This is a genomic window from Anaerobiospirillum thomasii (assembly GCF_900445255.1).
GTDB classification, from domain to species: Bacteria; Pseudomonadota; Gammaproteobacteria; order Enterobacterales; family Succinivibrionaceae; genus Anaerobiospirillum_A; species Anaerobiospirillum_A thomasii.
In genome coordinates this window covers 254,594-279,136 of record NZ_UAPU01000007.1, presented here as the reverse complement: position 1 = coordinate 279,136, position 24,543 = coordinate 254,594, and the positions used below count along the sequence as shown (strand labels likewise).

Genomic DNA, 24,543 nt, shown 5'->3' with positions numbered 1-24,543 from the left:
TTAGATCCCCTATGTGTAAAGGGCCGTGAAGCCCTTTATTATTGTTATACTATCCTGATAGTACCACGCTTAAAAGCCAAATTGATCGCCTTAGTCATTTTTTTAGCGATTAGCCATTCATCATAATCTAGATCGCCGTCTATATTGTCAAATTCAACCCCTATACACATTTGTGTGCTTAAGTCATACGCCACAAAAACGATCGCCTCTTTATTTGCGTCAATGTCTTTTTTATCTTTGGTGATATCACTTAGTAGCATGTTTGTCCAAATATAGCGATCGTCACCGTCAGACGGCTCAAACTCATATCCTGCCACAATGTGGCTTAATGCGTTAACACTATACAATCTTTTATCTTTTAATATTGATTTAAATTCCATTTTTTGAGCCTCTTAAATTAAACCCTTTATAGCCCTGATATAAGCATTCTTTGATTTACATTCTTTGATAGTTTGAACGCCTATATACTCAAACAAATTTGAATAGCCCTCTTTAAACAGTTTGATATTTGCCATTTTTTTTAGTATTGATATACAGCTCTTCAATTTCAGCCATGTAGCGATCATTACCATGGTTAAATATTAAATTCATCTTATTAACCCTCTATCTTTTTTTTATTACCTTCAATGTACAGCCAAGCACTAACCAAACTTTGAAACTCAAATGTTTCATTATCGCTATAGTTGTAACTATATAATTCATCTATAAAGTCATTCAATTCTTGCTGTGTGCTTACATCATTGTGGATCATGTCCAAATAATCCAAATAACAAAATAAATCCATTTTTTGAATTTCATGGCTAAACCGTCTACAATCGGTTTCAATAGTTAAATATACAAAATCAAAATTTTTATATAAAAAGTTGTATAGATTATTGTCAGGATTTTGCAAATTCATTAAAACCTTAAGCCCCTCATAGCCGTATACAGTAACGGGCTCTAATCCATCAACCTCTAAATCTATTTTTACATTCATTGTTATACAATCCATTTTTAAAGTCTCCCCATTAATCCAACAGTAAAGGTCTTTTTACATTCATCTTTGACGGCATATATATCAAAGTCTAATTTTTTATATAAAGCTATCAAAATGGCGTCAAATGGGTTTAAATGCGTTTTTATACATAAAGAGCCGTCATTCATGGTTTTACAATCTATAATATGCGCAATTTGTTCAGAATTATAAATTTTTCCATCTAAGAAAAAAGACGCTTTAATTATGTAACGGCAAAATGTTATCTGTTTTATTAATTCAGCTTTTAAAATTGGTTTATCCATGGTACACCTCTATAAATGTGATACAGTTATGTCTTTATAATCAAGGTTAAAATTTTCAGTCAAGGCCTTTAATATCTCAACTTCAGGGGCGTTTGTGCCGTTTATGATTAGTAAAGAATCCTTCATTTTAAACTCACAAATTTCTGCAATTTCATAAGTACGATAGACCTCGCCATTATGGTAAAAATTAGCTTTTATGTATTTTCTAAATCCTGTTTTTGAATACCCACATAAACACCATAATAAAAGGGGTTTATTGTCTATAGGTTTTAAACAATTCATATTTTTATCCCTCTAAAAACTGACTTAAAACTAATATAAAATTTAAGATAAATGCCACTATAAAATATATAAATATCATTCTTATAATTCCTGCTAACATATTAAACCACCCCTGCCTTCCAAGCTCTCTCGGCATTTTCACGACCGTGAAGTCTAATATTCACATATCTAAATACCTGTTTAATCTCCTCTTTACTTTTTATAAAAGCACACTTGATAAAATCATCTTTACGCATGATTGATTTAAATTCAAAACCGTAACGAGGGCTGTAATAAACATCAAAGAAATGTGCGCCTAACTTGATATTGAATTCAACACTTCCACCTTGATATACAGCACTAACATATTGAAAGTCTGCCTTGCTTAACTGTTCTATTCTAAAAACCTCGGCGCTTTCATTTATTGATTTAAATTCTGTATCCAATTCAATTAATGCATCATTATCAAGTTCAATATTTTTGTTTTTTAGTAACTCAATAAAATCATCTAATTTAAAACTATTGTTATAAACCATATTTATATTTATCTCATTAAAATTAATGTCTGCAATAAAGCCATCACGGCTGATTTTAAAAGTTGTATTTAATTTGTTATTTTTCATTTTATAACCCCCTATATAAGTGGTTTCTTTTAAGTTTCTTAGGCGTTTGCCCTTAACATGTTTACAGTATAGCTCGCAAAATCAGGGAAGCAAGCATATTTTTCTAAAATTTATAAATAAATATCTAAGTAAATGAATTTAAAGAGATTTTGTTTTAAAAATTTTCTTGATTGACCGATATATACATCTAAATATATAAATAGTTCAAAAAATTTTTAAAAAAGATATTGACATAAGTTTTCTTATATTCTAATATTTAGACATGTTCAATACACGGAGGGGTGAATGCGAACGAGATTAGAACTATATGGATACAAATTTGATTCTATATCGCATTTATTAAGGGTTTTAGGATATAGCAAGCCTTTATCACTAAATCAAATAAAAAACTTGTATGGTGATATAGACAAATTAATTCAAGCAAAAACACGCGAGACCGATCCTGATAAGGTCAGATCTGAATTAGGGCGCCTGATTGCTAAATACAACGGTGTACCAATTCAGACGCCTGTAAATCAGAATGGGGATCAGGTGTTAAAAGCTGTAAAAAACTTAGCTTTAAATAGATTTATTTTTTCTGAAAGTGTTGATCGTGATATTGATAGTATATTAAAGATGTATGACGATCCACGCAGTGCAGATGAAATAAAAAGGGCTTTATTATCCGATATTTAAGGGGTTTTCTATGATTAAGGAAAATATAACAGACTTGCTCCATGATGGGCGAGCACGCATAAACATAGGCGTTACAGATATAGGCGTATATTTGGCTATTGGTGTGAACACGGTCCTTATAACAATGATTTAAAGGTTCTACAATTGCACACAGGGGATGCGTCTGATTTTCAGGTTGAATTTTACACGGATTTAAACGCTATAGACGATCCAATTATTGAGCGTATGGGCGTGTTTCAATCGTGGATTAAATTCTTGGACGATCAAGGATATACGGCTGATATTGATTTACAGGGCTATAAAGCGCATTTATTCAAGTGCCTGAACGATGAAGACCAAGGAGGGGACTATAGATACGTATTTGCCCTACTTAAGGATTAGGCCCCATAATATGGAATGTTCCATAATAAGGAAAATGTGAGATGTGCCCCATTGTTGACACGATGGGATATTTTGGCACAGGTTATGCTTAGGCAGGCTGTTGCTCCGAGCTAACTGTGACCACGCAGGTGCCCATCTCAAAGAACCTAAAAAAGGCCAAGTGAGTAGGTACGATTTTCAAACTGACGTCCTGCCCCTCTAGTGAGTAGGCACGATTTTAAAACTAAACCAAATTAAAGAGGAATAGGGGGCAGACCCCTAGTTTTGGAGAAATATCATGAGCGATTTTAACTTTACAGCTGACTATAGTTTTAATGACGGCGTTTTGATTGCTGAAACCACTGTTAAAATAAACGATCAGGAATATTATGACGAGATACCTTTCTTTTATGAATATGGATTTTTGCTTGAAAGTGTAACTAATACGATTGATGAAGTTCTAACCGATGAACAGGAATATCAGATACAACTGACTCTTAACAACCTGACAGCAAAAGTAAGAGATGATATTAAAATGGAGCGTGTCTTAGCTAGTATCAGTCTTATAAGCCACGACCATGGCGAGCTTAGGTTTAGATGGAACTTTATGGACTACAGCTTCGCATGCAAGCATTATGATGGTGAGGACAAATTCTACATCTTACAAGAGCAATTGAGCTTTACCAACAATACAGAGCTATGGACTGAATGTGAGTTCCTGACATGGGATGACTTGGTAATTTAATAAGTGAGTAGGCACAAATTAGGCGTCTAAATAAGGCGCCTTTTTTATTTGTGTGATAGAATTAAACTATAGCGTTTATTTGTGGAGCGTATCATGAAAGAGTATGACGGCATATATTATTTCAATTCAGACACATTTGTCCCTCACCAAATTAAAGTGCTATATGGTAGCGTTAGACGCTATGCAGACCTAAATGCAATCCCTTATGTTGACTTAGTTCTTATGTTAAAAGGCGAGGATTATATAACCCCTCGTTATAAGAATATCTTTATTGAGACCTTAGATTTAAAGCACGCAAATTCAAGAGCCAAGTTAAATAAATTCATAGATAGGGCTGATAAAAGGTGCCTGTTAAATAAGATGATGAGCTCGACAGATGTTATATCAAAGTACGAGCTCTTGGAGATGATGAGGTTTTTAAATGCTGATAAGGGCTAATAATTGGTGATGATTAAGGTGTCCTCACCTGCCTGCTTTCTTTTATTCTGATTGAAAGAGAGTGAACTAAAAACTGTGTAAACGAAGATAGATGATTTAAAATATAACCATTATCGGAGTTTACTTAATATGGCAAGAATTAAACATAGCCCAATGGCTGAAAAGATAGCTGACCTTATAATGGAGCACTACAACCCAAAAGATGCCCAGAGTGCTCAAGATGCTATTAAAGAAGCATTTGCACCTGTTTTTGAAAGGATCCTTAATACTGAGCTTGATGCTCATTTAGGCTATAGCAAGAGCAGCACTGATGAGAAGGAGACCACCAACAGGCGCAACGGCTATTCTAAGAAAACCATTCAAGGCTCATTTGGTGAGGCAGAGATCAACACTCCACGTGATCGTGAAGGAACCTTTGAGCCAGTAATTATCCCAAAAAGGGAAAAAGACGTATCTCAGATAGAGCAAAAGGTCCTGGCCATGTATGCAAGAGGCATGAGTCAGAGGGATATAAGCTCAACCATTGAGGAAATCTATGGTTTTAAGCTCTCTCAAGACAAGATCTCCACTATAACGGACCTTATCCTGTCGGATGTTAATGAGTGGCTTAACAGGCCGTTAAAGCCTCTGTATACCTTTGTCTTTGTAGACTGCATCTATGTCAAGATGAAGAATGACAAGGGCTCTACAGAGAATCATGCCGTATATGTAATATTAGGCTTAGATGCTGAGGGGTATAAAGAGGTTTTGGGGCTTTATATATCCCCAACAGAGTCAAAGTCATGTTGGATGAATATATTTGACAATATCAAGAGCAGAGGCGTTAAGGACATACTTTTCCTGTCTATGGACGGTGTCTCTGGTCTTGAAGACGGAGTAAAGTCTATATTCCCGCAGACAGTTGTACAAAGATGCATTGTGCACCTTATACGCAATGCCTGTAAATATGTCCCTTACAAGGATTTAAAGGCTTTCTGTGCCGACTGCAAGGCAATGTATGGAGCTATTAATGCAGAGGCAGCTGAGGAAGCTCTGCTGCACCTTATAGACAAATGGGGTGATAAATACCCTGGAGCTATAAGGGTGTGGGAGAACAATTTCAACCATGTAACACAGCTGTTTAACTATCCATCGGCAATACGCAAAATCATGTACACCACTAATGCTATAGAGGCCGTAAACTCCAGCTTACGTAAGGTCACTAAAATAGGTATGTTTGAGAACAAGAATGCCGTGTTTAAAGTCTTTTATTTAAGAATTACAGGCGACCTGGCCAAGAAATGGGGTGTGAGCAGAGTCAGGAACTGGACATCTGTCTTAAACCAGATGACATGCATTGATAGTCTGGCTGAACGTATAAGGCCATATATAAACTAGTTTTTAAGCGTATAGGAGCAAGCCCGCCGCGCGGATAGGTAATACTACGTATTACCTATGGGTTGTCGCATCCTGTAAAACATAGAGCCAAGGGAGACAAAACGTGATAAACATGGGATTCCTGCCCCCTCAGCCATTTATGGACAAGCCCCTACGGGGTTGGCTACGCCAATCCATAAAAGGCTTTCAGGGGCAGGAAGAGGCAAAATCATGAAATGAGGTATTGAATTGTTGAAAAAAACAAGATAGCATAAATTTAGATTCTAAAATTGCGCAATTAAAGAATAAGAGATCTTAGTTTACACAGATCTCCGTTCCCTCCCGATTGAAACAATAGTGTTTATAATACTTATCCTTAACCTGCCCACCAAACAAGTCCCTCGTTAATTCCGTGCTGTTAATTGTCATGATATATTTAAAAGGCGCAGTGGATAGGTACGATTTTAATCGTATGAAGTCCTGCTCTTTCCATTTTGCGCCGTTACCGTATTTGTTTTCTATACAATTGTACGGAGGATCTAAGAATACAAAATCGTTTTCAGTGGCTGTACTTAGGGCGTCCTGATAGTCAGCACATAAGATCTCGGTTGTCTTAAGGAGCTCTAGGTTCTCATCAAGTAAATAGGCGCCGTGAAACTTGCCTTTAAACCCATAGTGTGAATTAATATCTCCATTCTTTTTATATCTGACAATGCCATGGAAAGCCATTTTGTTTAATGTAAAGAATAGGGCCCACTTGTTAAGGCCTATGAATTGAGACTCAAGCCCATTGACAGCGTCTCTTACCTCATAATAGAAAGCTTTTTTAGCGTCCATGGTCTCAAGGCTATCGTGATATTCTTTTAAGACAGCTATGTCTGCACGAACCTGCTCGGCATTGTGTTTGAGCTCTAAATAAAAGTTAATAATGTTTTCATTAAGGTCGCTAATAACACTGTGAGGTCTTGCTAAGTGCCAAAACACAGCGCCACCACCAAAGAATGGCTCATAGTATCTGTCATAGTGAGTAGGTACTAAATGTTCAAAGTATCTTATCTCAAGTTTCTTTCCACCTAAGTGTTTGAGTATCGGTAGCATGTCGTGTTCCTGTGGTTAATCGTCTAGTTTCTGATGACAACTATTATACACATATTTACAACGCATTAATGAGCCCCTATAATAATCAAGTAAACTTTTCTAACCGTGGTATAAACATATGACAACTAATAATTCAAAAGAGTTTTATATAAACCTTAAAAACAAAGAGCTGTTTGAGATTTTAGGCAGACATGTAAGTGAAAACGACTTGTTACTGCTAAAGGCCGTGTTTAAATTTAACCCTGAAAAGCCTAAGACCGTAGTTAATCTTATGGTTGCCCTGATACCAATTGCAGAGGCTTTAGATGAGTTAGAGGAGACAGGGATTGGTTCAGGTGATGTAGGTTATATCTCTTTTATTAAGGGTAATGCGCTCGAGGCTTACTTTGCTTTAAATGAATTGCGTGCACGTGATGAAAAGCTAGCATTAATTACAACCCCTAATGGATATTTAAATGCCGAGGCTGTGTGTGACGTACACAAAGACAGTAACGAGGACTCCGTAAAAAATATTTTTTCTAAATAAAGTCTTAAAAGGTTGTATGTCTGACAGTGGGGACTGACGCATGCGACCTTTTTTATTTACATATCAGTTGGCAGATGTGCTTTATTAACCTCACTCTCCCATGCCTCTTTGCAGTGGTCTTTGCCAAAAGGCCTGAATAGCAAATCAATAAACCATCTTAACAACTTGCCATACCAATATCCTTTTTGATTTAAACGCCACGCATTAGCGCTGATTGTCATGTCTGCATAGCACTTGTAATCATGCTTAAAGATGCTGATTAGTAACCCTATAAAACACATCAAGACTTGGTCTATAGAGATTAATAACTGCTTTAAATTTCTAAAAAAGTTTCTCATAAATCCTCCTAATATTACTACATATTAACCAAATAAAAGAAAATTCCGTAAGGTATAAGAGCTAACCCTATTAACCCTAGAGCAATACAAATCCTTAAAATATTTGTCCAAAAGGCTCCATTAAAAAGCTTATGCCTCTGCTTGTCTAATTGTGAAATTGACTTATCATTCATTTATTAAACCTTCTCATAAAGCTAGCAATATCTTTAATTAGTTTAAAAATAAAATATAAACCAACCCCATAAGCACAAACAGCAATACCAAATAATAAGAATTGCCCTATAAAATTCATGTTATCCATAAACAGTACCACGTAAAACAACTCATTGACATCAAGAGTAATCTGCATTTATTATATCCTTATCTAACGTATTTTAAAAAGGCACTAAATCATGGTGCCTTTTGTTTTAGTTGATAATAAATCTGTATAAATCAATGGCCGAATAAATAGCAAACAGAACAGCTATAGTTACAATAGACCACTCTAAAATAATTTTAGGTACACCATTCATAAGTTTTAATAACACAAGCAATATCAACGCAATACTGCCTTGAGCCTCCGTATTGTTTGTAAAAACATTCATCATAAATTATAATGTCCTTATAGATGTTTATATATAATAAAAAAAGGCACTGAATTAAGGTGCCTTTTGTTTTATTTAATTGCTAGTCCTATACAAATAATCAAGAATGTAACTCCATTAATTAAGCCAAGAACTGATAAAGCATATAGGTATTTAAACCACTTAAATTGATTAAAAAACATATTCTATCCTTTAAATTTACTGAAAACTTTAGCATTAAATGCTATACTCCTTTTGTGGTCTTTATTGTGTAAATAAAAAAGGCACCTCTTGTGGGTGCCCTTTCTTTTTGTACCTAGCAACTAGGCTGTATAATCTTTCATCTCATATTCAATCTTGATTTTATTTAACTCATCAACTGATTGAGCATTATTAATCTTATCTTGTAATGCCCACTTTTGCTGATAAATGTTAAGACCATTACCAATGTGTTCTGCCAACAGCGTCTTAAGGTTTTCAAGGGTTACCTTTTGTACGTGGTTATCATAGTCACGATAATCAACTGAAGTTTGACCTTGAGAAACAAGGGCAAAAGTTGATATTAAATCCTCTAGGTTGGAGCGAGTACGTCTATCGCCATTACATTTAAAGCCAAGGCTTGATTTAAAGTACATGTTTTTGTTTAAGTTGTCCTCAAACTTAGCCGACCTTGTCTCAAGCTCAAGTAATTTATTCTGCTTAAGCTCGTCTAATGTAAGCAAGCAGTCGCCAATAGGCCAACCATAAAACTTAAGCACGCTGTCTTTTAATTCCTGTACAGTATAGCCATTGTTAATTGATAAGGGTTCATTACCTGCATCAATAAAGGCCTTATAATCTGCATCTGAATTGTCAACAAACTTAAGCTTGTCCTTGTCATACACCTTGCCGTTATCTAACTTGTAGTAAGGGGTGTATGCATTTTCAGTTTCAAAGTCTGTAATGTCGTTTAGGTCTGTCATGTTATCTCCTAAGATATTGATGATGTTTGATCTACCTCGGTAAGGTCGCCTAGATTTAGTGGCTTACCCCTGCCGTTAAATGAAAGGTGTGCTCCCATTCTTACCTCGTACGCTTTGGCTTGTGTTCTAACAGGTGCAGATAACACAGCTTTTCTATCAAAGAGTATTAAAGAATTTAAATGACATCTGAAAAATCCAATTGCATTTAAATTATTTTCAAGTGTAATGTTAGGGGAGCTGTGGAATATTATCTTTCCTTGATATGTACACAAGAATAAAAATATATTGTTAGGGGCTTCTGTCTTAGAGGTTAATGTAACACTGCTTCTATCGTCAAATGTTAGCGTACCATTCCACACTTGAATAATATCTTGTTTAGGACTGTCTGCTAACTCTATCTTGCTGTTCTCTATGATATATACATTAGCCAATGCTGATACGGTTAATACCTCTTGTGTTGCATCTGTCTGTTTAAAGTTAATCCCCTCAAAAGAAAAGTTTCCTAACTGACATAACACTCTACCTAATGTTACATTATGGCCATTAGATCTAAATATCAAGTAGCGACCACATTGTATATGTACTAGCTTAAGATATTCTGAATGCGTGAAGTCGGTTAGGAAATTAATAATCACATGAGTATTGGCTTTAATGTTTTGATAAGCATAAGATACAGCTCTTTGTAAGTCAGCAAAAGGCTTTTGCTCTGTGCCGTCTGCTGTGCTGTCATCGCCATTAGCTGATACGTTAATCGTTACGTTGTCTTTATTTTTCATATAGGTTTTATCTAATAACTTAGTAGCCAAGTCTTTAGATATTTGCTCGGCTACCAAGCCATTGATTTTAATATTACTCATAAAAATACCTCGCCGTTAAATGGTTCTACATATAATGTGTTAGGTTGTTTCTCGCTTGGAGCTGATGCTACAAATTCAACCTTGCCCTTGTTTAATGTCTCTTGAATATTATTAATCTGCTCTGACGGAACAGCTGTTTTAGGGTCAAGCTCATACTTCACCCCTTGTTTTTGCAGTACAATCTTTTTGATAAGTGGCATAACATCTCCTCATGCAATAACAAAATATAATCCGTCTTTGGTAATTTGATTTTCATCTGTGACTGACTGCCACACTACAGCATTTTGTAGCCCCTCGGTTACAGCTGTATCAATCAAGGATTGTGTGTCAGTCTTATTGAGTACAGCATCGGCTGTAGCATTAGCTAGGTCGGCTTGATTAGGTACAGCTACATTACCTGTAAATGTGCCACCTGCTTTTGGCATTAACTTAGATAGCTCCACATCTACATTATCTGCCCTTGTCTCAAGTGCTGTGACCTTGGGTTCAACAATATCAACACGTGCAGTAAGGGCTGTGACCTTATCGTCTACCTTTTCAATCTCCTTAGATGTGGCTGTTGCCTTGTCATCAAGTAATTGATGTAGCTGTTTAGTGTTAATAACTCTTGTATCCTTAACAGCCTTAAGCTCATCAAGGTTCTGTGTTGCAAGGTCGGCTACCTTAACTACGCCTGTAAATTCTGCACCATCTAATCTTGCATAATCCGATAGGTCTACATTAATTCTGTAGTCAGCATAAGTGACCTTGCCATTAGTGCCCTTGACATAGTAACGATAGTAGAATGGAACCTTAGTTGGATCTTCAGGTAAGTTTGTATCGGCGCTAATCTGAATGTACTCTTTAGCCTCGGTCAGCAAGGTGAGGTATCTAGTTCCTACAGTCATAGTGGCTTGATTAAGCTTGATAGAATAATCCACTAACGCAAAAACCACATCACCTTTCTCTTGAGCGTCAAGCCTATGAATCAGCTCCTCAATCTTTTCCTTAACGGACTTATCAAGGTCGGTAATATCCTTTTGAATATCAAGGATATTGTGTACGGTTGCAAGGGCTTTATCATTGTCAGCTGTGAGACTAGGGATACCGCCGTAAACCACTTCCTTAAATGTCTTTGTGCCTCGTATCTCTTGATTGTCTGTAGTATTAACAGCTGTCTTAAGTTTCTCTAAGGCCTCTTCAATCTGCTTGGCTATCTTTACATCAAGGCTACTTGTTATCTCCACAAAGTCTTGTATGCCTTGGTTATATACCCACATCTTATAAGACTTAGTGATGTACACTTTGGTTGTATCTCTAGGCTGTGGTAGCTCCTCTGTGTCTATGAACACAAGCTTGTCATAGATTGATAGGTTGTTCTCGCCTGCATCAAGTGAAGTAATTTCAATGTTCAAGGTGTTGCCAAGTACAGCACCGATACCGCTTGCCTTACCCTGCACTACAGCTTGTAGCAGTTTCTCCTCACGCTTTATGTAGCGTGCATCACCCTCTGCTATCGTCAGTTGGTCTTTAGGTATCTCTGTTTTCTTAGCGTAAAAGTCTTTGATAGATAAACCATCACAATCATACTGCGCTATCTCTGCTATGCCTGCACGGCTTGCATAATCAGCGCTTGGAACTACAGCATCAATGGCTAGCGAGTTTGCTGTTGTGGCTATGTCTGCAAAGTCTGCATTGATGGCTTTAGTTGCTGTGTCGGCTAGCTCTGCATGCTTAGCAAAGTCTGCATTAATAGCCTTGTCGGATAGGTCAGCCTTGTGAGATGTTAGAGCATGGCCTGCTTGGTCAGCTGTGGTAGCTACAGTTGCCTGTGCAGAAGTGCTAGCATGTCCTGCTGTTGTAGCATAGGTAGCATTACCACTAGTGTTTGCAAATGCCACACTGTCAGCTGTCTTTGCATGGTCTGCATTCTCTGCTGTGCGTGCACGGTTCACACTGATAGGAAGCTGTGTTGAATTGCCGTGAGTTGTGAACGAACCTGTAGCGTCTCCTGTTAAGGTCACTGAAAAATTATTTTGAAGTGCAGTTGCTGTATCAGCATTACCTTGTAGGTCGCCTTTAAAGGTTCCCTCAATAACTGTATTCTTATCAAGTAATTGCTGTGTGGATTTAGGTATGTTTGTTGCCATAGAGTCTCCTTACTCGGTTGCTTCTTTAGATGGTTTTGCTTGTGTTAAAGTCATGAATTTATCAAAAGGATCTTCAGGGTTTATATCGCCTTGTAGCCAATCAATCATTGTGCCGATCCACTTAAAAGCAAACGAGGCAGGTGGGATGCCTGATACAAGAGCAAAAGCATAGCCTAGGTCACGCCACTGTCTATGTGTCCACTCCATGTCGGTGCCCTCTGCCATAATGTCGGTTGCAAGTCTAAAGCCCTGTTGTGGGATTGTGATTGTGGCCACGTTGAAGTTAGAGCTTGTGTAAAAGTTTTCATCAAGGAAAGTCTCGTTGTACCATGTGGTCATAAATGCTCCAATGAATGGGATCATGGCTGATACGGTACGGAAAGGGGAGCCAAGGAGCGTGTCAAGTTTATTATCAAATACGGCGTCCTCGTCCTCTTCCTCTTTCCAAGCCTGTGTAAAGACTTTGTTAATAGCATCTGCGATCATGGCAGGGAGCCATATGGTAAAGAAAAACACTCCTAACTGCGCTTGGAATTTTTTCACAAGGTTAGCATCTTTTGTGTTTTTACTTGCCATGGCCGAACGGCTGATAAATAGATTAGCGATTGTCCAAAAGTAGTTTGAAAATTGTGTTAACACCTGCACCCAAGGATGGTCACGTTCAAGTGCAGATGTATCTACCAAGTCAAAACTACTTGAAGTTTCACGCACATTATCGTCAGCAAGTGCCACGGCCTCGGCATGAGCCCTGTCATATTCAGCTGTCCCCTCGACCCATATTTTATTGCCACTGTTCCGTTCAAATTCAGCCTGCCTTTTATTCATGACCTCTGAATATTTGGCGTCCCATGCTATCAAGTCAAGCTGTCTTTGTAATGCCTGCTGTGCAAAATAGGAGTGATTAACAGACAGCTCGGCTATTTGTTTTTTGCGAGCCGATACACTGTCAAGGGAGAATGGGTCAGTGGACGGTAGAATTACATCTCGGCCTATCAACAAGTCCACATTGACGGTGAAGTCCTCAAGTCTAGTTTTCATAAAAGCCGAGTGCTCTAATGCTCGTGCTTTCATGTCCGAGTGATTGGCCACTAAGTTAAATGCCGACTGCATTAACATGGCCTTGTCGGTTGTAGCCATAAGAGGGCCTAGCTGTGACGTGCCCTGTATAGCGTTGTTAAAGTTGCCAAACATAATCATAGCGCTTGACAGCTTTTTAAACTTTATAAGCGCCTCATAAAAGCCCTTCATGTTTTCAGGCTGTTTTGTTTTGGTGTTGTTAGAGATAGCTTTCAGCCAAGGCTCAAATATTTTTTTACGGAGTTCAGGGTGTTTTTTCTCTAGAAATACTCTCACGGCCTCATGGTTTAAAAGTTTCTGTATATGCTTAATGCTCGGCTGTACGTTTGCATAACGGATCACACGATCGGTGCTTGTAATTAACTTTGTAATGTCAGTGCTTATTGAATATGCAGTGTTCCATTTTTTGCGCTCATTCATAAAGCCATGGCTGACCATAGCTCCTACCTTGTCTCTCTCCTCTTCAATATCAAGTATCTGATATTCAGCGCCTGCAATAGCGTCCTCTTCTCTAAGCAGAGGCATGTAGCCACCCCTATAGGTCACGCCCCACGCTGTTTTAAAGCTGTTATGCTCCTGCTTGACGGCGGGGTAACCATTGAGATGGTAAAAAGTTTTCTGCGCCTTTTCAAAAGTCCCCTCATTTAAATCCCATAAGGCCTGTACTGTATCCATTAATGGCTTATCAATGTAGCCTTGTTTCTGCATGGTATCTAGGAAGTCATCAAGCATAGCCTCGTCAAACTTAGAATTACGAAGTCTGATCGTGTCTATTAAACACTGACGGTTGTAATTGTTTCCTACATGCGCAACAATTCCCATAAGCTCTACATAAGGATTGCCTTTATGTTCAGGGTGATTGCCTAGGTCATAGCCCAACCATTTAGCAGTGGCTATAGTTTTTTCTCGTGGCTTGGTTTTAAATTTTTCAGTTAAGGCCTTTCCATAGTTGGACATAATGTCGCTTACTGATTTTTTGTAGAGATTAAGATCGTTAATATAAGAGGTACAGGCCACACGAAGGGGTTGATATATGTACTTCCAAAAAGGCCCATATTCTTTTCCGTCAATGTACTTACATACAGAGCTTACTTTGCCTATATTCATAAGCACGCCCTCAAAAAATCTAGGGACAAGAGATTTAACTAGAGCTTCAGGAAGTTGCTCAAGATTGCCCTCTTTGTTTCGTGAAACATCTAACGAGGCAAGCATCTCCTCGGCTTGTTCGGCTACAGTAGTGTCTCCTAGCTCCTTGATTTTCTGATTGTAAGACGCCTGTGTCTGTAAAGCTGTAAGCTTATTCATGGTGTTGTTAAGGTCGCCTAGCGTCATGTTTCTGTAGAATGTGATGTCGTCAGTCAATAGCTCGGCTACAGAGTTAAAGGTGTCAGGATCATTTTTTTGCAAAAACTCCATTCTCTGTTTGTGCTTTAGTGTATTGCGAGACAGGCCTAAACGGACAAAAGCCTCGTGACCTATAGTGGTGTGCACCATGCTATATTGTTTTTTGTCATTGTTGCCCTTGCCTTTTTTAGAATAGCGATCAAAATAATTTTGTAGCCTTTTTGCCTCACCTCGGAACTTCTTTTCAATATCAACTACCTTTTGCGCCTTATGTATACAGAAGAGCTCCTGCTGTAAAAGCCTGCTAGCCCCTATAATGTCACCTTTTGTAATGGCTTTAGTGGACATGTCACGATACTTACTAGCTTGTCTTAATAAAGCTGTACTGTCTAAGTCAGAGAGTTTTGTATTCAGGACGTCTTTGACTGCCAACATGTTAAGATGAAAAGCAGAGACCTTGCTCTGTTTAGTCATTCGGAGTAACAGGTTAAATTCTTTGGTGGCTATCTTTGCACGCTTTTCTAGCATGTAAGTTTCTACAGGCGCATTAGCTAGCAGATATTTTCTAGCATCTGATTTTAAAAGCGAGATGGCTCTTGAGTTTATGTAAGCTTTTAATTGCTCTTCATTAAAGCTACTTAACAAAAAGTCCTCCATAACTCGCTTGTTAGTAGCTCGGTCGTGGTACACTTCAAAACGAACATCATTAACATCAAAACCATAGTCGGCCACAAGCCCTTGAGACTTTAAATGTCTTATGTTTGTCTTTGACATTCCCTTAGACAATAGGTCTCTTGCGTCCATAACAATGCCTAGCTCTTTAAAGGCGTGCAGTTCGGCTGATTGCAGACGCACTCTAAAGTCAGTGTCAAGCTCTTTGTACAGCTGATCGTATCTAGTAAGCAGTGTGACATCTGCTATGCCGTCACGAGCTCGTACTTTCTTTAATTCAGTTTCTTGTTTTTTCTTTAAATCATCACGGCTTTTAAGAATAGCAGGGTCAAGTGTTGTAAGTTTCTTTTCAATGTTTTGCTGTTCCTTGGTGCCGTCTACAGCAAGCGCATCATAAGAGGCCTGAATGTTTAAAAATTCCTTTACTAAAGTAGGGTCAAGGTTAGGGTTGTCTATAAGGCTAGTGAATATACCTCGGTTAAAACTCTCTCCATAATCAGGCACAGCTTCATCAACAGAAGTGATAGCATTGATAACGTTCCTAAACTGATCGTTTACACCGTCACTCTCAAAACCATAAGCCTCTTTTAATCCATAACGGACAGCCTCTTGGTCGGATAGCTCTTTAATGTTCTTAATAGCATCAGGGTCGCCCTGCGCTTTTGCCATCTCTGTTTGCATATAAAAGTTTTGATATGATGTTGCGATCCATCTTTTAAAATCTCTTTTGAAAGGCAACACTACATTAGGGTCGAGCACGGCCTCAAAGAATTTATTTACAAACAACTCCTGCGCTTTAGTCATGCGCTCTTTAGATATGTTTTTGAGCTCAAGATTTTTCATTCCAAGGCCTTGCTCAAGCTCCTTAAACAGACTTTGGAACCGAGCCACGTTTTCAGGGGCCATTAGCTTTTTGTTTTTATTTAGGTTGGTATTGACCTCAAGCAAGACATGCATAAAACCATGGGCTAATTCATGAATAATGCTCTGTGCGTTAGTGGTCTCCTTAATCAAAACCTCTTTTGTCTTGGAGTTGAACTGTGCGCTCACGTTGTCAGAATGTATTGTGCCTGCTGTGCCCTCGGTCTCGCTTCCTAAGTCACGAATAACAACCTCATGTTTTAATTTGAGAGCGTGATCGTTATAAAGAGTTTCAATATCAATACCTAAAATGTTTGATAGGTTGGCGTAAAAGTTTGTATACAAGTGTGAGATTTTATTTGCATTATTCGCATTAACATTCGGAGCGTTTTTTAATATCTCACTGTAAAGGTTTTTTCTGATATTGCCTTTCTTGGTCTCAAACTCATAGCGTTGTTTAATCTGCTCTCCAAGCTCTTTTATATCTACACTTTGAACAAATTGCCCTGCCTCTTCAATGGACTTGCCGTCTGCATATGGGCGTATCTTGCGTATCAAGTCCTCGGTCTTATTGCTGTTAAGGATTGTAAATACATCAACATCGTTAAATTCTATAATGTCATCAGGGTTAGTCTCGGCCTTTTGTTCTAAGTCTTTGAACTTGTCATATTTATCAAGGTCAATGTTATTAGCGCTGACATAATTCTGTAGATCCTTGTAGGTTGCGTACACCTTTTTGGAGCTTATCTTTGAGATAAGATCATTTAAGACAGTAGGGTCTTCCTTATTGAGTTTTATGCTATCTACAATAGTGGCACCTTCCACAAGATGCTTGCCCATCATAGTGCTCTCAAAAGCTTGTTTTGCCTCCTGCTGTAGTGTCTGCTGTTTTGATAGGGAGTAAAAGTCATAGCCACCTCGCATTGTAGCACCTACGCCTGCGATAACACCCATAACAGACATGGCCTCTACAGCATTTTTCCATCCCTCCTCGGCCACATTCTCCCAAGTGTCTTTATCTAGAGCCTTGTTTACGCCCATCTGTCCTATGCCACCTTGCATACCCTCGGTGATAACCTCGCCTGTCCATGATGTGCCAAAGTTAGCAAACACACCTTTAGAGGTCTTGGTAAACTTCTGCGCAAAAGTCATTGGCTCTATAGGGATATTAGCCTTAGATGCTCCCTTGAATATTCCTTTAAAGACATTCTTAGAACCTAACATCACGCCTTGCATTAAGAAGTCGGACATAAAATCAAGAGTGGTCATACCGATTGCTGATAGGGCAACATCATCTTTGACCTGTTCAAAATCTAGGTCAGGCTTTTCTGCCATGGCCTTTTGTATCAGCTGTGAGGAGTTCTGCTCGTATCTAGCCTTAGATGTAAACAGGGCAGAGCCTAACATAAAGCCTAAGTGAGGGTGTCCTGCCAAGGCGCCGAGTGCAGTTGTGGCAATAATAGGAGCAATAAGCCAAGGGTTATCTGCAATTGGCACAACCTGATCGCTTACAACACGAGCCACGTCAACAAATAAACCGTCATCATCACGCTTATACAGATAGTTATTAGCAAATTTTTTAGCATTTAATTCATTAAAGGTAATGTCCTGATTATAAAAGTCCTCATTAACTTCAAAGTCTGCAATACTAGCTTTATAGGCTCGGCTGATTGTATCTAATATGCCGTCCTCTCCGTTAGCCTGCTCATATAAATCACGGAGCCCCACCAAGTAATTATAAGTATCCTTGCCGACAAAGCGCATAAAATTAATGTCGGTCATAATATTGTCAGGCAAATAACCTCTTTCTTGAATAAGGTCTTGGTAATTCTTTTCAATAGCCCTTGACATAAAAAAAGGCTTATCATCATCTGATATTACAAGAGGATTGACGTTTAAAACATTGGCTATTTTTTCTTTGCTTAGCTCATTTTTTGGATCGTTATGTACTTGAAAAGCAGTAACAGCAAACATTGCGTCGGCGTTTAATTTAGCTCTTGACTTAATGTTATAGTCTATTATCTCTTCTACAGTAGAGTTGGCGTCAGGTTTATTTTTCTCAAGGTCATATAAGCTGTCCTCAAAAATAGTGTTCCTATATTTTTGCTTTTGTTCAAAATCTAAATATTTTTGAGAGACACCATGTCTAGAGATAATAGGCTTATCAGCAACCAACGGAGGGTAAATATAATTATCAGTCATTATTTCACCTTATCAAAAGTAACATTAGCAGGTATAGGTTTATAAGACTCTAAATATGGGCCTATAATAACTCCCACCTCATAAGAGCTAGGATAGGAGCCTGTCTCATCTTTGTGGTCTTGTATCTTATTTAAAATTTCCAACCGTTCCTTATGTGTTAAACTTCCTACGGAGCCCCATAAGTCCGTAAAATTAGTTTGCAATTCTAGCGCCTCTTCATAAACCCCTTTAATATCCATAACATCAGAGGCATTAGATGTAACGGCTTCTAATGCAAGGGTCGCACTCATGCCATCACGCTTTATTTTTTGGTTAATAAAATCTTGCGCAGTAATTAAAGCACGCTGATAAGCAAATTCATTAGATGCTACTTTTGCTTTTCCAATAACCCCTGTTAATTTTTTGTTTAAAAGTTTAGAGGCCTTTTCTATCTCTTGCCTATATGCATAATTCTTAGCTTTATTATATTCTTTACTAAGATCGGTCATTTGATCTTGTGATAGGTTTTTATCAACCATATATCCTTTAAGACTATTTAAAGTGGTGAACTCTTTATATATAGAGCCATCACTAATCCACGACATAATGTCCATATAAGCCATCTTATTTCCAATATTGCCGACACCATTTTTTCTCATATCTAAAATTTTTTGTGCAGTATCAATTTGCTCTGCTGTCGGCTCGCTAATTCCGATAGCTTTTATAATATCTCTGCCATTATCAGGGAGTTCATTGTTATCTAAATATTCACGAATAGAGGCTTTCAAATAACCATCTTGTGATGTCCTCTCCTCTACATAACGCTTGTGTTTGTTTAAACTCTCGTTCACAAAACCTCTTCGCACTTGGTTATATAAAATGGGGTTGTCCTTTAATGTAACTTTTGTAATCTTACTTTTCCCATTTTCCCCCTCTTCAACATGTTGGTGCAATATAGGATTATCATCAAAATACTTCTCAAAATATGCAATTAGATCTTCATCTGTCATTTTCTTTTTGCCACCACCTGCAACAGAGTTTCTTGCCACTGTTGATTGGTAGTTTATAAGTAATTTATTATAATCTTCTGCTGTCAATTCGTCTTTATATTGTTGTAAATGTTTCCAAGCGTTACCTAACTGATCACGATTAATCTCATTCATGATGCCATTAAAATGTAAACCTGACGTGGTCTGTAATTGGCCTAGCTTATAAGTTTCAGAGTTTCTATCTATACCTTGGGCGTCTGCAATATAATCGTATTGCTCTAAAGCTTTTCTTTTATTCTCCTCAAATAAAGGTTTTCCATAATTTGATAATGACTCATTCAATGTATTGTTTAAAGCAGAGTTAAGCTCCGACATTTTCCATGATGCGATCTGCTCCATCTGATAGGCCATAAGCGTGGCATTACTTCTAGTTTGTAATTGCATAGCCTTTTCTTTAAATAGCTTTTGAGTTAATGGCTGTGCTTTATCTGTAGGAGTGTACTTCTCAATAATCTTAGATATGTTCTGTTTATAGCTGTCGTAATTGTCTATAGCGTCCTTATTCTTAAGTTGGCTATATTCAAGTTGGTTCTTGTGTAGATCTTCATAGGCTCGGTTAGATAAGGATAGGGCCTCTGCCTCGGCTCGCTCCTTTTCTGCTTTAATCTGTAATTGCAGAATTTGCGCAGACAGCTGATCGATCTCGCCTGCGAGGTTTTGTCCGACAGCCTCTGCCGATTTAGCGATAGCCTCACTTCCATTCTCAAAAGGGCGTGCATACATACCCTCGTTTGACATACCCACAGTAGGAGTTTCAAGTGCCATATATTCACCTTAAGAAAAAAACTTTTGTTCAAATGGGGAGCGCAACCCCTCTTCACGATAAGACAGCATAGATGAGCCGACTGCTTGTATAGTGCCTAGCAGACCACTCAAGAATACATTGCCTTTCATAGCACGCTTAGCATCGGCATGAGCCTGCTCAAGTATTGCCTGCGCATTAGCATTTGCCTGTTCCATTCGAGCCTGATTAATAGCCTTAGTTGTATTCTTTTGTATAACTCTTTGATTTATCTGTGCATTAATCCACTGCGTTGTACTTATATCAGCATTAGAGCCTTGACCTATCTTTGTTCCACTAGACGCTTGACGCACAACCTCTTGAGACATCTTTTGTCTATCAGCCAAGCCCTGCACCATAGCTTCATAAGCGCCACTTTGATAAGCGCCCTCTATCTGCATCTTAGCTATCTCTGCATTTATGAGAGCCACATCACGCTGATACTCATGACCTTTCGCAGATGCATCAAGTCCTTTGTTGGTAGCGTGCTGTGCTATGCCACTAGCCAAGCCGTGCAATACGGCTGTGCCACCTTGTAAAGCCACTTGTCCGTCTAATGTGTTGTACCATTTTTTTGGTTCTTGCTGTGGAAAAGGAAGTGGTTTAGGGTTTTTGTATTGTGATGGTGAGAGTACAGGTATTCCAAAGTTATTACTCTTGGTCTGTGTGGGTGATTTAGCTGTAGTTCTGTTGGTTGGTTGTTTTAATATGGCTAAACCAAATAAAGGGCTTTTTATCATACTGCTCCCTCAAGTCTGACATTGCCAACAATGGCTTGAATTTCAATAGGTAAAGCGTCACGATGCTCTAAGATAATCTGACCTTGCACGTCCCACGAACCGCTAAGCGACAATTTAAGCATCTTGGAATTAGTGTCGGACAGGTCACTTACATCACGCTGTGCTTCAAACAAAATCTCATGTGGATAGTTGTTAGCGTAAAGGTCGCCATCTTTAGACACACGCACGTGCACTTCATTGATATTCTTGATTGAGCCCTGCAAATTGCCACGAGCTACAGATGATGCGAGGGGTAGTGTTATCAAGGTACACTTATAAGGCAGTCCGATAACAACCTCACGGCCACTGCGAGGCAAGGCCACGCTACCATTGGTTACGACTAAACCTGTAATCTCCTCACCATCTATCAAGGCTGATACAGTCTTACCCTCTAAATGAGCCAAGCCATTAACAGCTGTGCCCTCAAGGCTAGTGTGGTCTAAATAACAATCAAGGTTACGTGCATGAGAATTTTCTTTGACAGTTAAAGCACTAAAGCGCTCTATATATTTTTTCTTAACGCCTTTAATCTCACGCTCCACCACGACATACAAATGATCTTCCATGCCCTCTGATACAGCACAGCATGATTTATACAGGCCGTCAGTTACAAGGCGTGACCAACAAGAGATATTTTGGTCAGGATAAACTGTTAAGGCCAACAGCGAACCGTCATTAGATACAGCCCATACTGTTTGGATAGGAGCTTTAGACAGTGTCATATCCTTAATGTCTTTATAATCAAAGAGATGATTAGCTATAAGTGACAAGTCAGATGAAGTGTAGCCACCTTGATCGTACGCATACTGTACAGCCCTAACATGCCCACCACGAGATGCGACATAGAATATAGTGTTGTTCACAATTACAGGCTGAACCCCATTAGCGCCGATGTAGGATTGAGCCCTCACAGCTACAGAGCGTGGGGATAGTGCATCTGAATTTTGCGTGAACACTCTAAGCTCGCCACTTGACGTAAACAAGATTAAGCTATCAAGTGCAACAGCATGACGGATACGATCGGCATCTGCTGTGACGGCTGTAATCTCAATGCGATCATCATCTTGTATAGGTATGTGGTACATCATCAAGTCCTGCTGACCTGCATTAGTGAACCATACTTTAAGAGGGTTTTTGAATGAGCCTGCAAAAACACGGCGTTGGTCGTACTGTGTCACGGCGCTAGGATAATCAAGGTTCTCTTGTATTGTGTGCTCGTCTACATAGGCCTTGAGTACAGCACCCTTGCCACCACCACCGACAACCGTTAGCTGTGGTTTTGTGTAATTAGAACCACCATTAATAATTCTTACTGATTGAATAACGCCGTCTTTAATTATTGGTTCTAAAATTGCGCCTTGTCCTGTATCGTCCCTCACCTCAATTCTTGTCGGATTGATTAACTCTTCTGTAAATCCAATTTGATTGAGCTCGTATAAATCTTGTGGGGTTAAATAGCCTCTATATCCTGAAAACGCCTTACTGAATATCTGCATAGTTTTCAAAGAATAGCTATGATATATGCGTAAGAAGTCTTGCTTATTTGAGATCCATGTAAGACTAACCGACTCATTATAATCAGGACGATTTATAGGCTCGGCATAGATCTCTTCAATTAAATCAGAGTCGTTTAGAAGTGTTAAAGGGCTTTCTTGCATTATAGATGGCAGAATAAAGCGACCACTGCCTTTTCTTTGATTGTCAAAACGTGTAACGGCTCTAACCCTCAATCGTGGATTAGAAGTCTGTATGTCACCTATGTTTACGCTAATGTCAGTATTAATGCCTTCTGATACCAAATAAAAATGCCAATAGGTGCTAGGATAGGCTTCAGGTTTTTGAAACAAAATTCGACACACAGCCACAGGCGTTAGCTGAATGGACTTTACAATCTCGTATGATTTATTTGCATCAAGAATATCTATGTAAATTTCAGGAACAAAATCATTACGCTCCGAAAATTTTGTAAAAAGAATTATGTTAGGGATTGTTATTTGTTCAGGAAATTTAGATGCAGAGCCGACCACATTATTAAAGTAGCCACTGCCACCGTTTACAACCTCAACCCTTGTAATTGCCCTTGTGGCTGTGTACGGCTGATCGTATTTAGGGGGAGTTGTGGTGCCGTCAGGATTATCGCCTATATCAACAACCTCAAGCTTATCTGTCTCGCCTATAAATCCAAAGATGCCACACACATCTCGGTATACACGATAGCGTGTAGCACCTGCTACAGCTGACCATGAGATTTTTACACTTCCACCTGTAATGTAATAATTGCATTTAATTTCAATAGGTTTAGATGCCACACTCTCTTTACCGTTAGCATCAATAGCTGTAGCTACATAGCGTGCAGTTACCTTGTTACGGTCTGCGTCCTCTGTGCCACTAGGGTAATAAGCTGTAGCATAGATTGTAGGTGGGGTAATTGTAGGTGCAGTTGTTACAGCTTGAAAACGCCAATCTGTAGCCCCATAGCGCCTTAACTCCATAGGCGGATATTTCACACAAGTGATAGTGATGATGTCTGCATTTTGGCAGAAATCTAGCTCAAATAAATCTTGTGCGTCATATGGAGTTTTGATGCTGTATTCGCTACCGTCTTTGTTTAAAAGTATCTTACCCTGTGTGACAATGTGCAAAGTTTTGTGGCCAAAAACTAAAACCAAAGTCTGATCGCTAGCGAACCTAAAGGGGATTAAGCGCACATTCTTTGTACTGTCCTTAGCCTGCATCACAAACTGCGAGCCTTGACGGCTGATAATAGAGCCCTGTGGCTGAATTAAAAAGTTCTCAATCTTTGATGCGCCTATGGTGTATATGTCATTGTCAGTGCGACCGAACATGGCGGGGGAAATCTCGCCACCTAAAAAGCTGTTTTGTAAAACTCTCTGTGTCATTATTCACGAGCCTTTAAAATGCGTGGTAAATGCGTATCACGAATAGCATATGCGCCCTGCTGTAGGTCAGCATGTTTAGCCTTAACGAGGAAAAATTCAGCCTGCTGTAATAAGGCTTGTGAGATTTTTACGCCGTTCACGTCCTTGATAAGTGATGATGCAAGACGGCTAGCCAAGGCATATTCCAACACTTCAATAAATGACGGCGTGAAAAGGCTAGGGTCAGTGACATAAGCTTGATAATGCATAGCAAAACTTGGTGCCTCATCGGTGACAAACACCCTTTTGTTATTAAAGTTTCTAATATCAAAACGAATGAAATCATCAAAGCCGATTGTCTCGGTGTCAGAGGTGTAATGCATAGGGGCTAATCTTAGAATACGCATACAGTCTGTAGGGATTGAGTAGGTGTACTGCCACGGCAAGCTTAATGCTCTTTGTGTTTTCTCCTCGTCAACATATACAAGATAGTCAGCGTTGATAATCTCATCTTTGCGAGCAAATAAAAAATCGTTTTGGTCTAGCAGACGATCAACTGTATCTTGAAATAAACGGTTACACAGTTGGCTCTCACGGCTCTCGGTTTCATCAAAAGACTTGATATTGCGTCCTTGTCCGACTAGGTCAAGCGCATTGTTACAGATGTTTAAAATCTTTTTATCTGTCATACAAACCTCAAGAAAAAGCCCT

The 24,543-nt window shown here is 38.8% G+C and carries 23 protein-coding genes; 6 read left to right on the top strand and 17 right to left on the bottom strand.

The features are described 5' to 3' along the window. Window positions 1-44: 44 nt before the first annotated feature. The 5 genes from DRZ93_RS08445 to DRZ93_RS08420 all read right to left on the bottom strand — a co-directional run bounded on the left by DRZ93_RS08445 (window position 45) and on the right by DRZ93_RS08420 (window position 2,162). On the bottom strand, window positions 45-380 hold the full coding sequence (locus DRZ93_RS08445; RefSeq protein ID WP_113746331.1) for a hypothetical protein: 336 nt from the start codon (window positions 378-380) through the stop codon (window positions 45-47). A 215-nt stretch (window positions 381-595) separates the two neighbouring features. Then, entirely contained in the window at window positions 596-976 is a 381-nt protein-coding gene (locus DRZ93_RS08435; RefSeq protein WP_172458136.1) for a hypothetical protein, read from the bottom strand. Window positions 977-993: 17 nt separating this feature from the next. Next, window positions 994-1,278, bottom strand: a complete 285-nt coding sequence (locus tag DRZ93_RS08430) for a hypothetical protein (protein WP_113746328.1) — start codon at window positions 1,276-1,278, stop codon at window positions 994-996. A 9-nt stretch (window positions 1,279-1,287) separates the two neighbouring features. After that, window positions 1,288-1,560, bottom strand: coding sequence for a hypothetical protein (locus tag DRZ93_RS08425; RefSeq protein WP_113746327.1), 273 nt, complete (start codon window positions 1,558-1,560; stop codon window positions 1,288-1,290). Window positions 1,561-1,661: 101 nt separating this feature from the next. After that, window positions 1,662-2,162: a hypothetical protein gene (locus tag DRZ93_RS08420; RefSeq protein ID WP_113746326.1), complete on the bottom strand. Its 501-nt coding sequence runs from the start codon at window positions 2,160-2,162 to the stop codon at window positions 1,662-1,664. A 285-nt stretch (window positions 2,163-2,447) separates the two neighbouring features. Between DRZ93_RS08420 and DRZ93_RS08415 the strand changes: the two genes are divergently transcribed. The 5 genes from DRZ93_RS08415 (at window position 2,448) to DRZ93_RS08395 (ending at window position 5,757) form a co-directional block, all read left to right on the top strand. Beyond that, window positions 2,448-2,837, top strand: a complete 390-nt coding sequence (locus DRZ93_RS08415) for a hypothetical protein (RefSeq protein ID WP_113746325.1) — start codon at window positions 2,448-2,450, stop codon at window positions 2,835-2,837. Between the two features lie 144 nt (window positions 2,838-2,981). Next, a complete protein-coding gene (locus DRZ93_RS08410; protein ID WP_113746324.1) occupies window positions 2,982-3,218 on the top strand; it encodes a hypothetical protein in 237 nt (78 codons plus the stop codon). 277 nt (window positions 3,219-3,495) lie between these two features. After that, window positions 3,496-3,942, top strand: coding sequence for a hypothetical protein (locus DRZ93_RS08405; protein WP_113746323.1), 447 nt, complete (start codon window positions 3,496-3,498; stop codon window positions 3,940-3,942). 93 nt (window positions 3,943-4,035) lie between these two features. Continuing rightward, window positions 4,036-4,380: a hypothetical protein gene (locus tag DRZ93_RS08400; RefSeq protein WP_113746322.1), complete on the top strand. Its 345-nt coding sequence runs from the start codon at window positions 4,036-4,038 to the stop codon at window positions 4,378-4,380. 129 nt (window positions 4,381-4,509) lie between these two features. Further along, window positions 4,510-5,757 carry an IS256 family transposase gene (locus tag DRZ93_RS08395; RefSeq protein WP_113743108.1) on the top strand — a complete coding sequence of 416 codons (1,248 nt, stop codon included), beginning with the start codon at window positions 4,510-4,512 and terminating at the stop codon, window positions 5,755-5,757. Window positions 5,758-6,051: 294 nt separating this feature from the next. Here the strand turns inward: DRZ93_RS08395 and DRZ93_RS08390 are convergent, their stop codons facing one another. Then, window positions 6,052-6,834 (bottom strand): DNA adenine methylase, encoded by a 783-nt coding sequence (locus DRZ93_RS08390; protein ID WP_113746321.1) that lies wholly within the window; start codon window positions 6,832-6,834, stop codon window positions 6,052-6,054. A gap of 118 nt (window positions 6,835-6,952) precedes the next feature. On the opposite strand from DRZ93_RS08390, the gene DRZ93_RS08385 reads away from it, so the two are divergent. After that, complete coding sequence (locus DRZ93_RS08385) at window positions 6,953-7,360, top strand: hypothetical protein (protein ID WP_113746320.1); 408 nt, start codon at window positions 6,953-6,955, stop codon at window positions 7,358-7,360. 56 nt (window positions 7,361-7,416) lie between these two features. On the opposite strand, the gene DRZ93_RS08380 is transcribed toward DRZ93_RS08385, so the two are convergent. The 11 genes from DRZ93_RS08380 to DRZ93_RS08325 form a co-directional block, all read right to left on the bottom strand. Next, the gene (locus DRZ93_RS08380) at window positions 7,417-7,698 is read right to left on the bottom strand and encodes a hypothetical protein (protein ID WP_113746319.1); all 282 of its coding nucleotides are present in this window, start codon (window positions 7,696-7,698) and stop codon (window positions 7,417-7,419) included. 169 nt (window positions 7,699-7,867) lie between these two features. Next, complete coding sequence (locus DRZ93_RS08375) at window positions 7,868-8,047, bottom strand: hypothetical protein (protein ID WP_113746318.1); 180 nt, start codon at window positions 8,045-8,047, stop codon at window positions 7,868-7,870. A 537-nt stretch (window positions 8,048-8,584) separates the two neighbouring features. Next, window positions 8,585-9,223 carry a DUF4376 domain-containing protein gene (locus DRZ93_RS08365; protein ID WP_113746316.1) on the bottom strand — a complete coding sequence of 213 codons (639 nt, stop codon included), beginning with the start codon at window positions 9,221-9,223 and terminating at the stop codon, window positions 8,585-8,587. Window positions 9,224-9,231: 8 nt separating this feature from the next. After that, window positions 9,232-10,080 carry a hypothetical protein gene (locus DRZ93_RS08360; RefSeq protein ID WP_113746315.1) on the bottom strand — a complete coding sequence of 283 codons (849 nt, stop codon included), beginning with the start codon at window positions 10,078-10,080 and terminating at the stop codon, window positions 9,232-9,234. Then, complete coding sequence (locus tag DRZ93_RS08355) at window positions 10,077-10,280, bottom strand: hypothetical protein (protein WP_113746314.1); 204 nt, start codon at window positions 10,278-10,280, stop codon at window positions 10,077-10,079. Before DRZ93_RS08355 ends, DRZ93_RS08360 begins: the two co-directional genes overlap by 4 nt. Window positions 10,281-10,289: 9 nt before the next feature. Further along, the gene (locus DRZ93_RS08350) at window positions 10,290-12,209 is read right to left on the bottom strand and encodes a hypothetical protein (RefSeq protein ID WP_113746313.1); all 1,920 of its coding nucleotides are present in this window, start codon (window positions 12,207-12,209) and stop codon (window positions 10,290-10,292) included. 9 nt (window positions 12,210-12,218) lie between these two features. After that, on the bottom strand, window positions 12,219-18,365 hold the full coding sequence (locus DRZ93_RS08345; protein ID WP_113746312.1) for a hypothetical protein: 6,147 nt from the start codon (window positions 18,363-18,365) through the stop codon (window positions 12,219-12,221). Next, window positions 18,365-20,158, bottom strand: coding sequence for a hypothetical protein (locus DRZ93_RS08340; protein WP_113746311.1), 1,794 nt, complete (start codon window positions 20,156-20,158; stop codon window positions 18,365-18,367). Before DRZ93_RS08340 ends, DRZ93_RS08345 begins: the two co-directional genes overlap by 1 nt. Window positions 20,159-20,167: 9 nt before the next feature. Next, window positions 20,168-20,914: a hypothetical protein gene (locus tag DRZ93_RS08335; RefSeq protein WP_113746310.1), complete on the bottom strand. Its 747-nt coding sequence runs from the start codon at window positions 20,912-20,914 to the stop codon at window positions 20,168-20,170. After that, on the bottom strand, window positions 20,911-23,853 hold the full coding sequence (locus tag DRZ93_RS08330; protein ID WP_113746309.1) for a phage tail protein: 2,943 nt from the start codon (window positions 23,851-23,853) through the stop codon (window positions 20,911-20,913). Before DRZ93_RS08330 ends, DRZ93_RS08335 begins: the two co-directional genes overlap by 4 nt. After that, window positions 23,853-24,521 carry a phage connector family protein gene (locus DRZ93_RS08325; protein WP_113746308.1) on the bottom strand — a complete coding sequence of 223 codons (669 nt, stop codon included), beginning with the start codon at window positions 24,519-24,521 and terminating at the stop codon, window positions 23,853-23,855. Before DRZ93_RS08325 ends, DRZ93_RS08330 begins: the two co-directional genes overlap by 1 nt. Between the last annotated feature and the right edge of the window lie 22 nt (window positions 24,522-24,543).

Excerpts from the sequence above, each read along its gene's own strand:
- DRZ93_RS08430 (WP_113746328.1), bottom strand. The coding sequence starts at position 1,278 with ATGGATAAACCAATTTTAAAAGCTGAATTAATAAAACAGATAACATTT.
- DRZ93_RS08390 (WP_113746321.1), bottom strand. The coding sequence starts at position 6,834 with ATGCTACCGATACTCAAACACTTAGGTGGAAAGAAACTTGAGATAAGA.
- DRZ93_RS08425 (WP_113746327.1), bottom strand. The coding sequence starts at position 1,560 with ATGAATTGTTTAAAACCTATAGACAATAAACCCCTTTTATTATGGTGT.
- DRZ93_RS08400 (WP_113746322.1), top strand. The coding sequence starts at position 4,036 with ATGAAAGAGTATGACGGCATATATTATTTCAATTCAGACACATTTGTC.
- DRZ93_RS08360 (WP_113746315.1), bottom strand. The coding sequence starts at position 10,080 with ATGAGTAATATTAAAATCAATGGCTTGGTAGCCGAGCAAATATCTAAA.
- DRZ93_RS08395 (WP_113743108.1), top strand. The coding sequence starts at position 4,510 with ATGGCAAGAATTAAACATAGCCCAATGGCTGAAAAGATAGCTGACCTT.
- DRZ93_RS08420 (WP_113746326.1), bottom strand. The coding sequence starts at position 2,162 with ATGAAAAATAACAAATTAAATACAACTTTTAAAATCAGCCGTGATGGC.
- DRZ93_RS08375 (WP_113746318.1), bottom strand. The coding sequence starts at position 8,047 with ATGCAGATTACTCTTGATGTCAATGAGTTGTTTTACGTGGTACTGTTT.
- DRZ93_RS08335 (WP_113746310.1), bottom strand. The coding sequence starts at position 20,914 with ATGATAAAAAGCCCTTTATTTGGTTTAGCCATATTAAAACAACCAACC.
- DRZ93_RS08340 (WP_113746311.1), bottom strand. The coding sequence starts at position 20,158 with ATGGCACTTGAAACTCCTACTGTGGGTATGTCAAACGAGGGTATGTAT.
- DRZ93_RS08325 (WP_113746308.1), bottom strand. The coding sequence starts at position 24,521 with ATGACAGATAAAAAGATTTTAAACATCTGTAACAATGCGCTTGACCTA.
- DRZ93_RS08405 (WP_113746323.1), top strand. The coding sequence starts at position 3,496 with ATGAGCGATTTTAACTTTACAGCTGACTATAGTTTTAATGACGGCGTT.
- DRZ93_RS08445 (WP_113746331.1), bottom strand. The coding sequence starts at position 380 with ATGGAATTTAAATCAATATTAAAAGATAAAAGATTGTATAGTGTTAAC.
- DRZ93_RS08355 (WP_113746314.1), bottom strand. The coding sequence starts at position 10,280 with ATGCCACTTATCAAAAAGATTGTACTGCAAAAACAAGGGGTGAAGTAT.
- DRZ93_RS08435 (WP_172458136.1), bottom strand. The coding sequence starts at position 976 with ATGAATGTAAAAATAGATTTAGAGGTTGATGGATTAGAGCCCGTTACT.
- DRZ93_RS08350 (WP_113746313.1), bottom strand. The coding sequence starts at position 12,209 with ATGGCAACAAACATACCTAAATCCACACAGCAATTACTTGATAAGAAT.
- DRZ93_RS08330 (WP_113746309.1), bottom strand. The coding sequence starts at position 23,853 with ATGACACAGAGAGTTTTACAAAACAGCTTTTTAGGTGGCGAGATTTCC.
- DRZ93_RS08380 (WP_113746319.1), bottom strand. The coding sequence starts at position 7,698 with ATGAGAAACTTTTTTAGAAATTTAAAGCAGTTATTAATCTCTATAGAC.
- DRZ93_RS08385 (WP_113746320.1), top strand. The coding sequence starts at position 6,953 with ATGACAACTAATAATTCAAAAGAGTTTTATATAAACCTTAAAAACAAA.
- DRZ93_RS08345 (WP_113746312.1), bottom strand. The coding sequence starts at position 18,365 with ATGACTGATAATTATATTTACCCTCCGTTGGTTGCTGATAAGCCTATT.
- DRZ93_RS08365 (WP_113746316.1), bottom strand. The coding sequence starts at position 9,223 with ATGACAGACCTAAACGACATTACAGACTTTGAAACTGAAAATGCATAC.
- DRZ93_RS08415 (WP_113746325.1), top strand. The coding sequence starts at position 2,448 with ATGCGAACGAGATTAGAACTATATGGATACAAATTTGATTCTATATCG.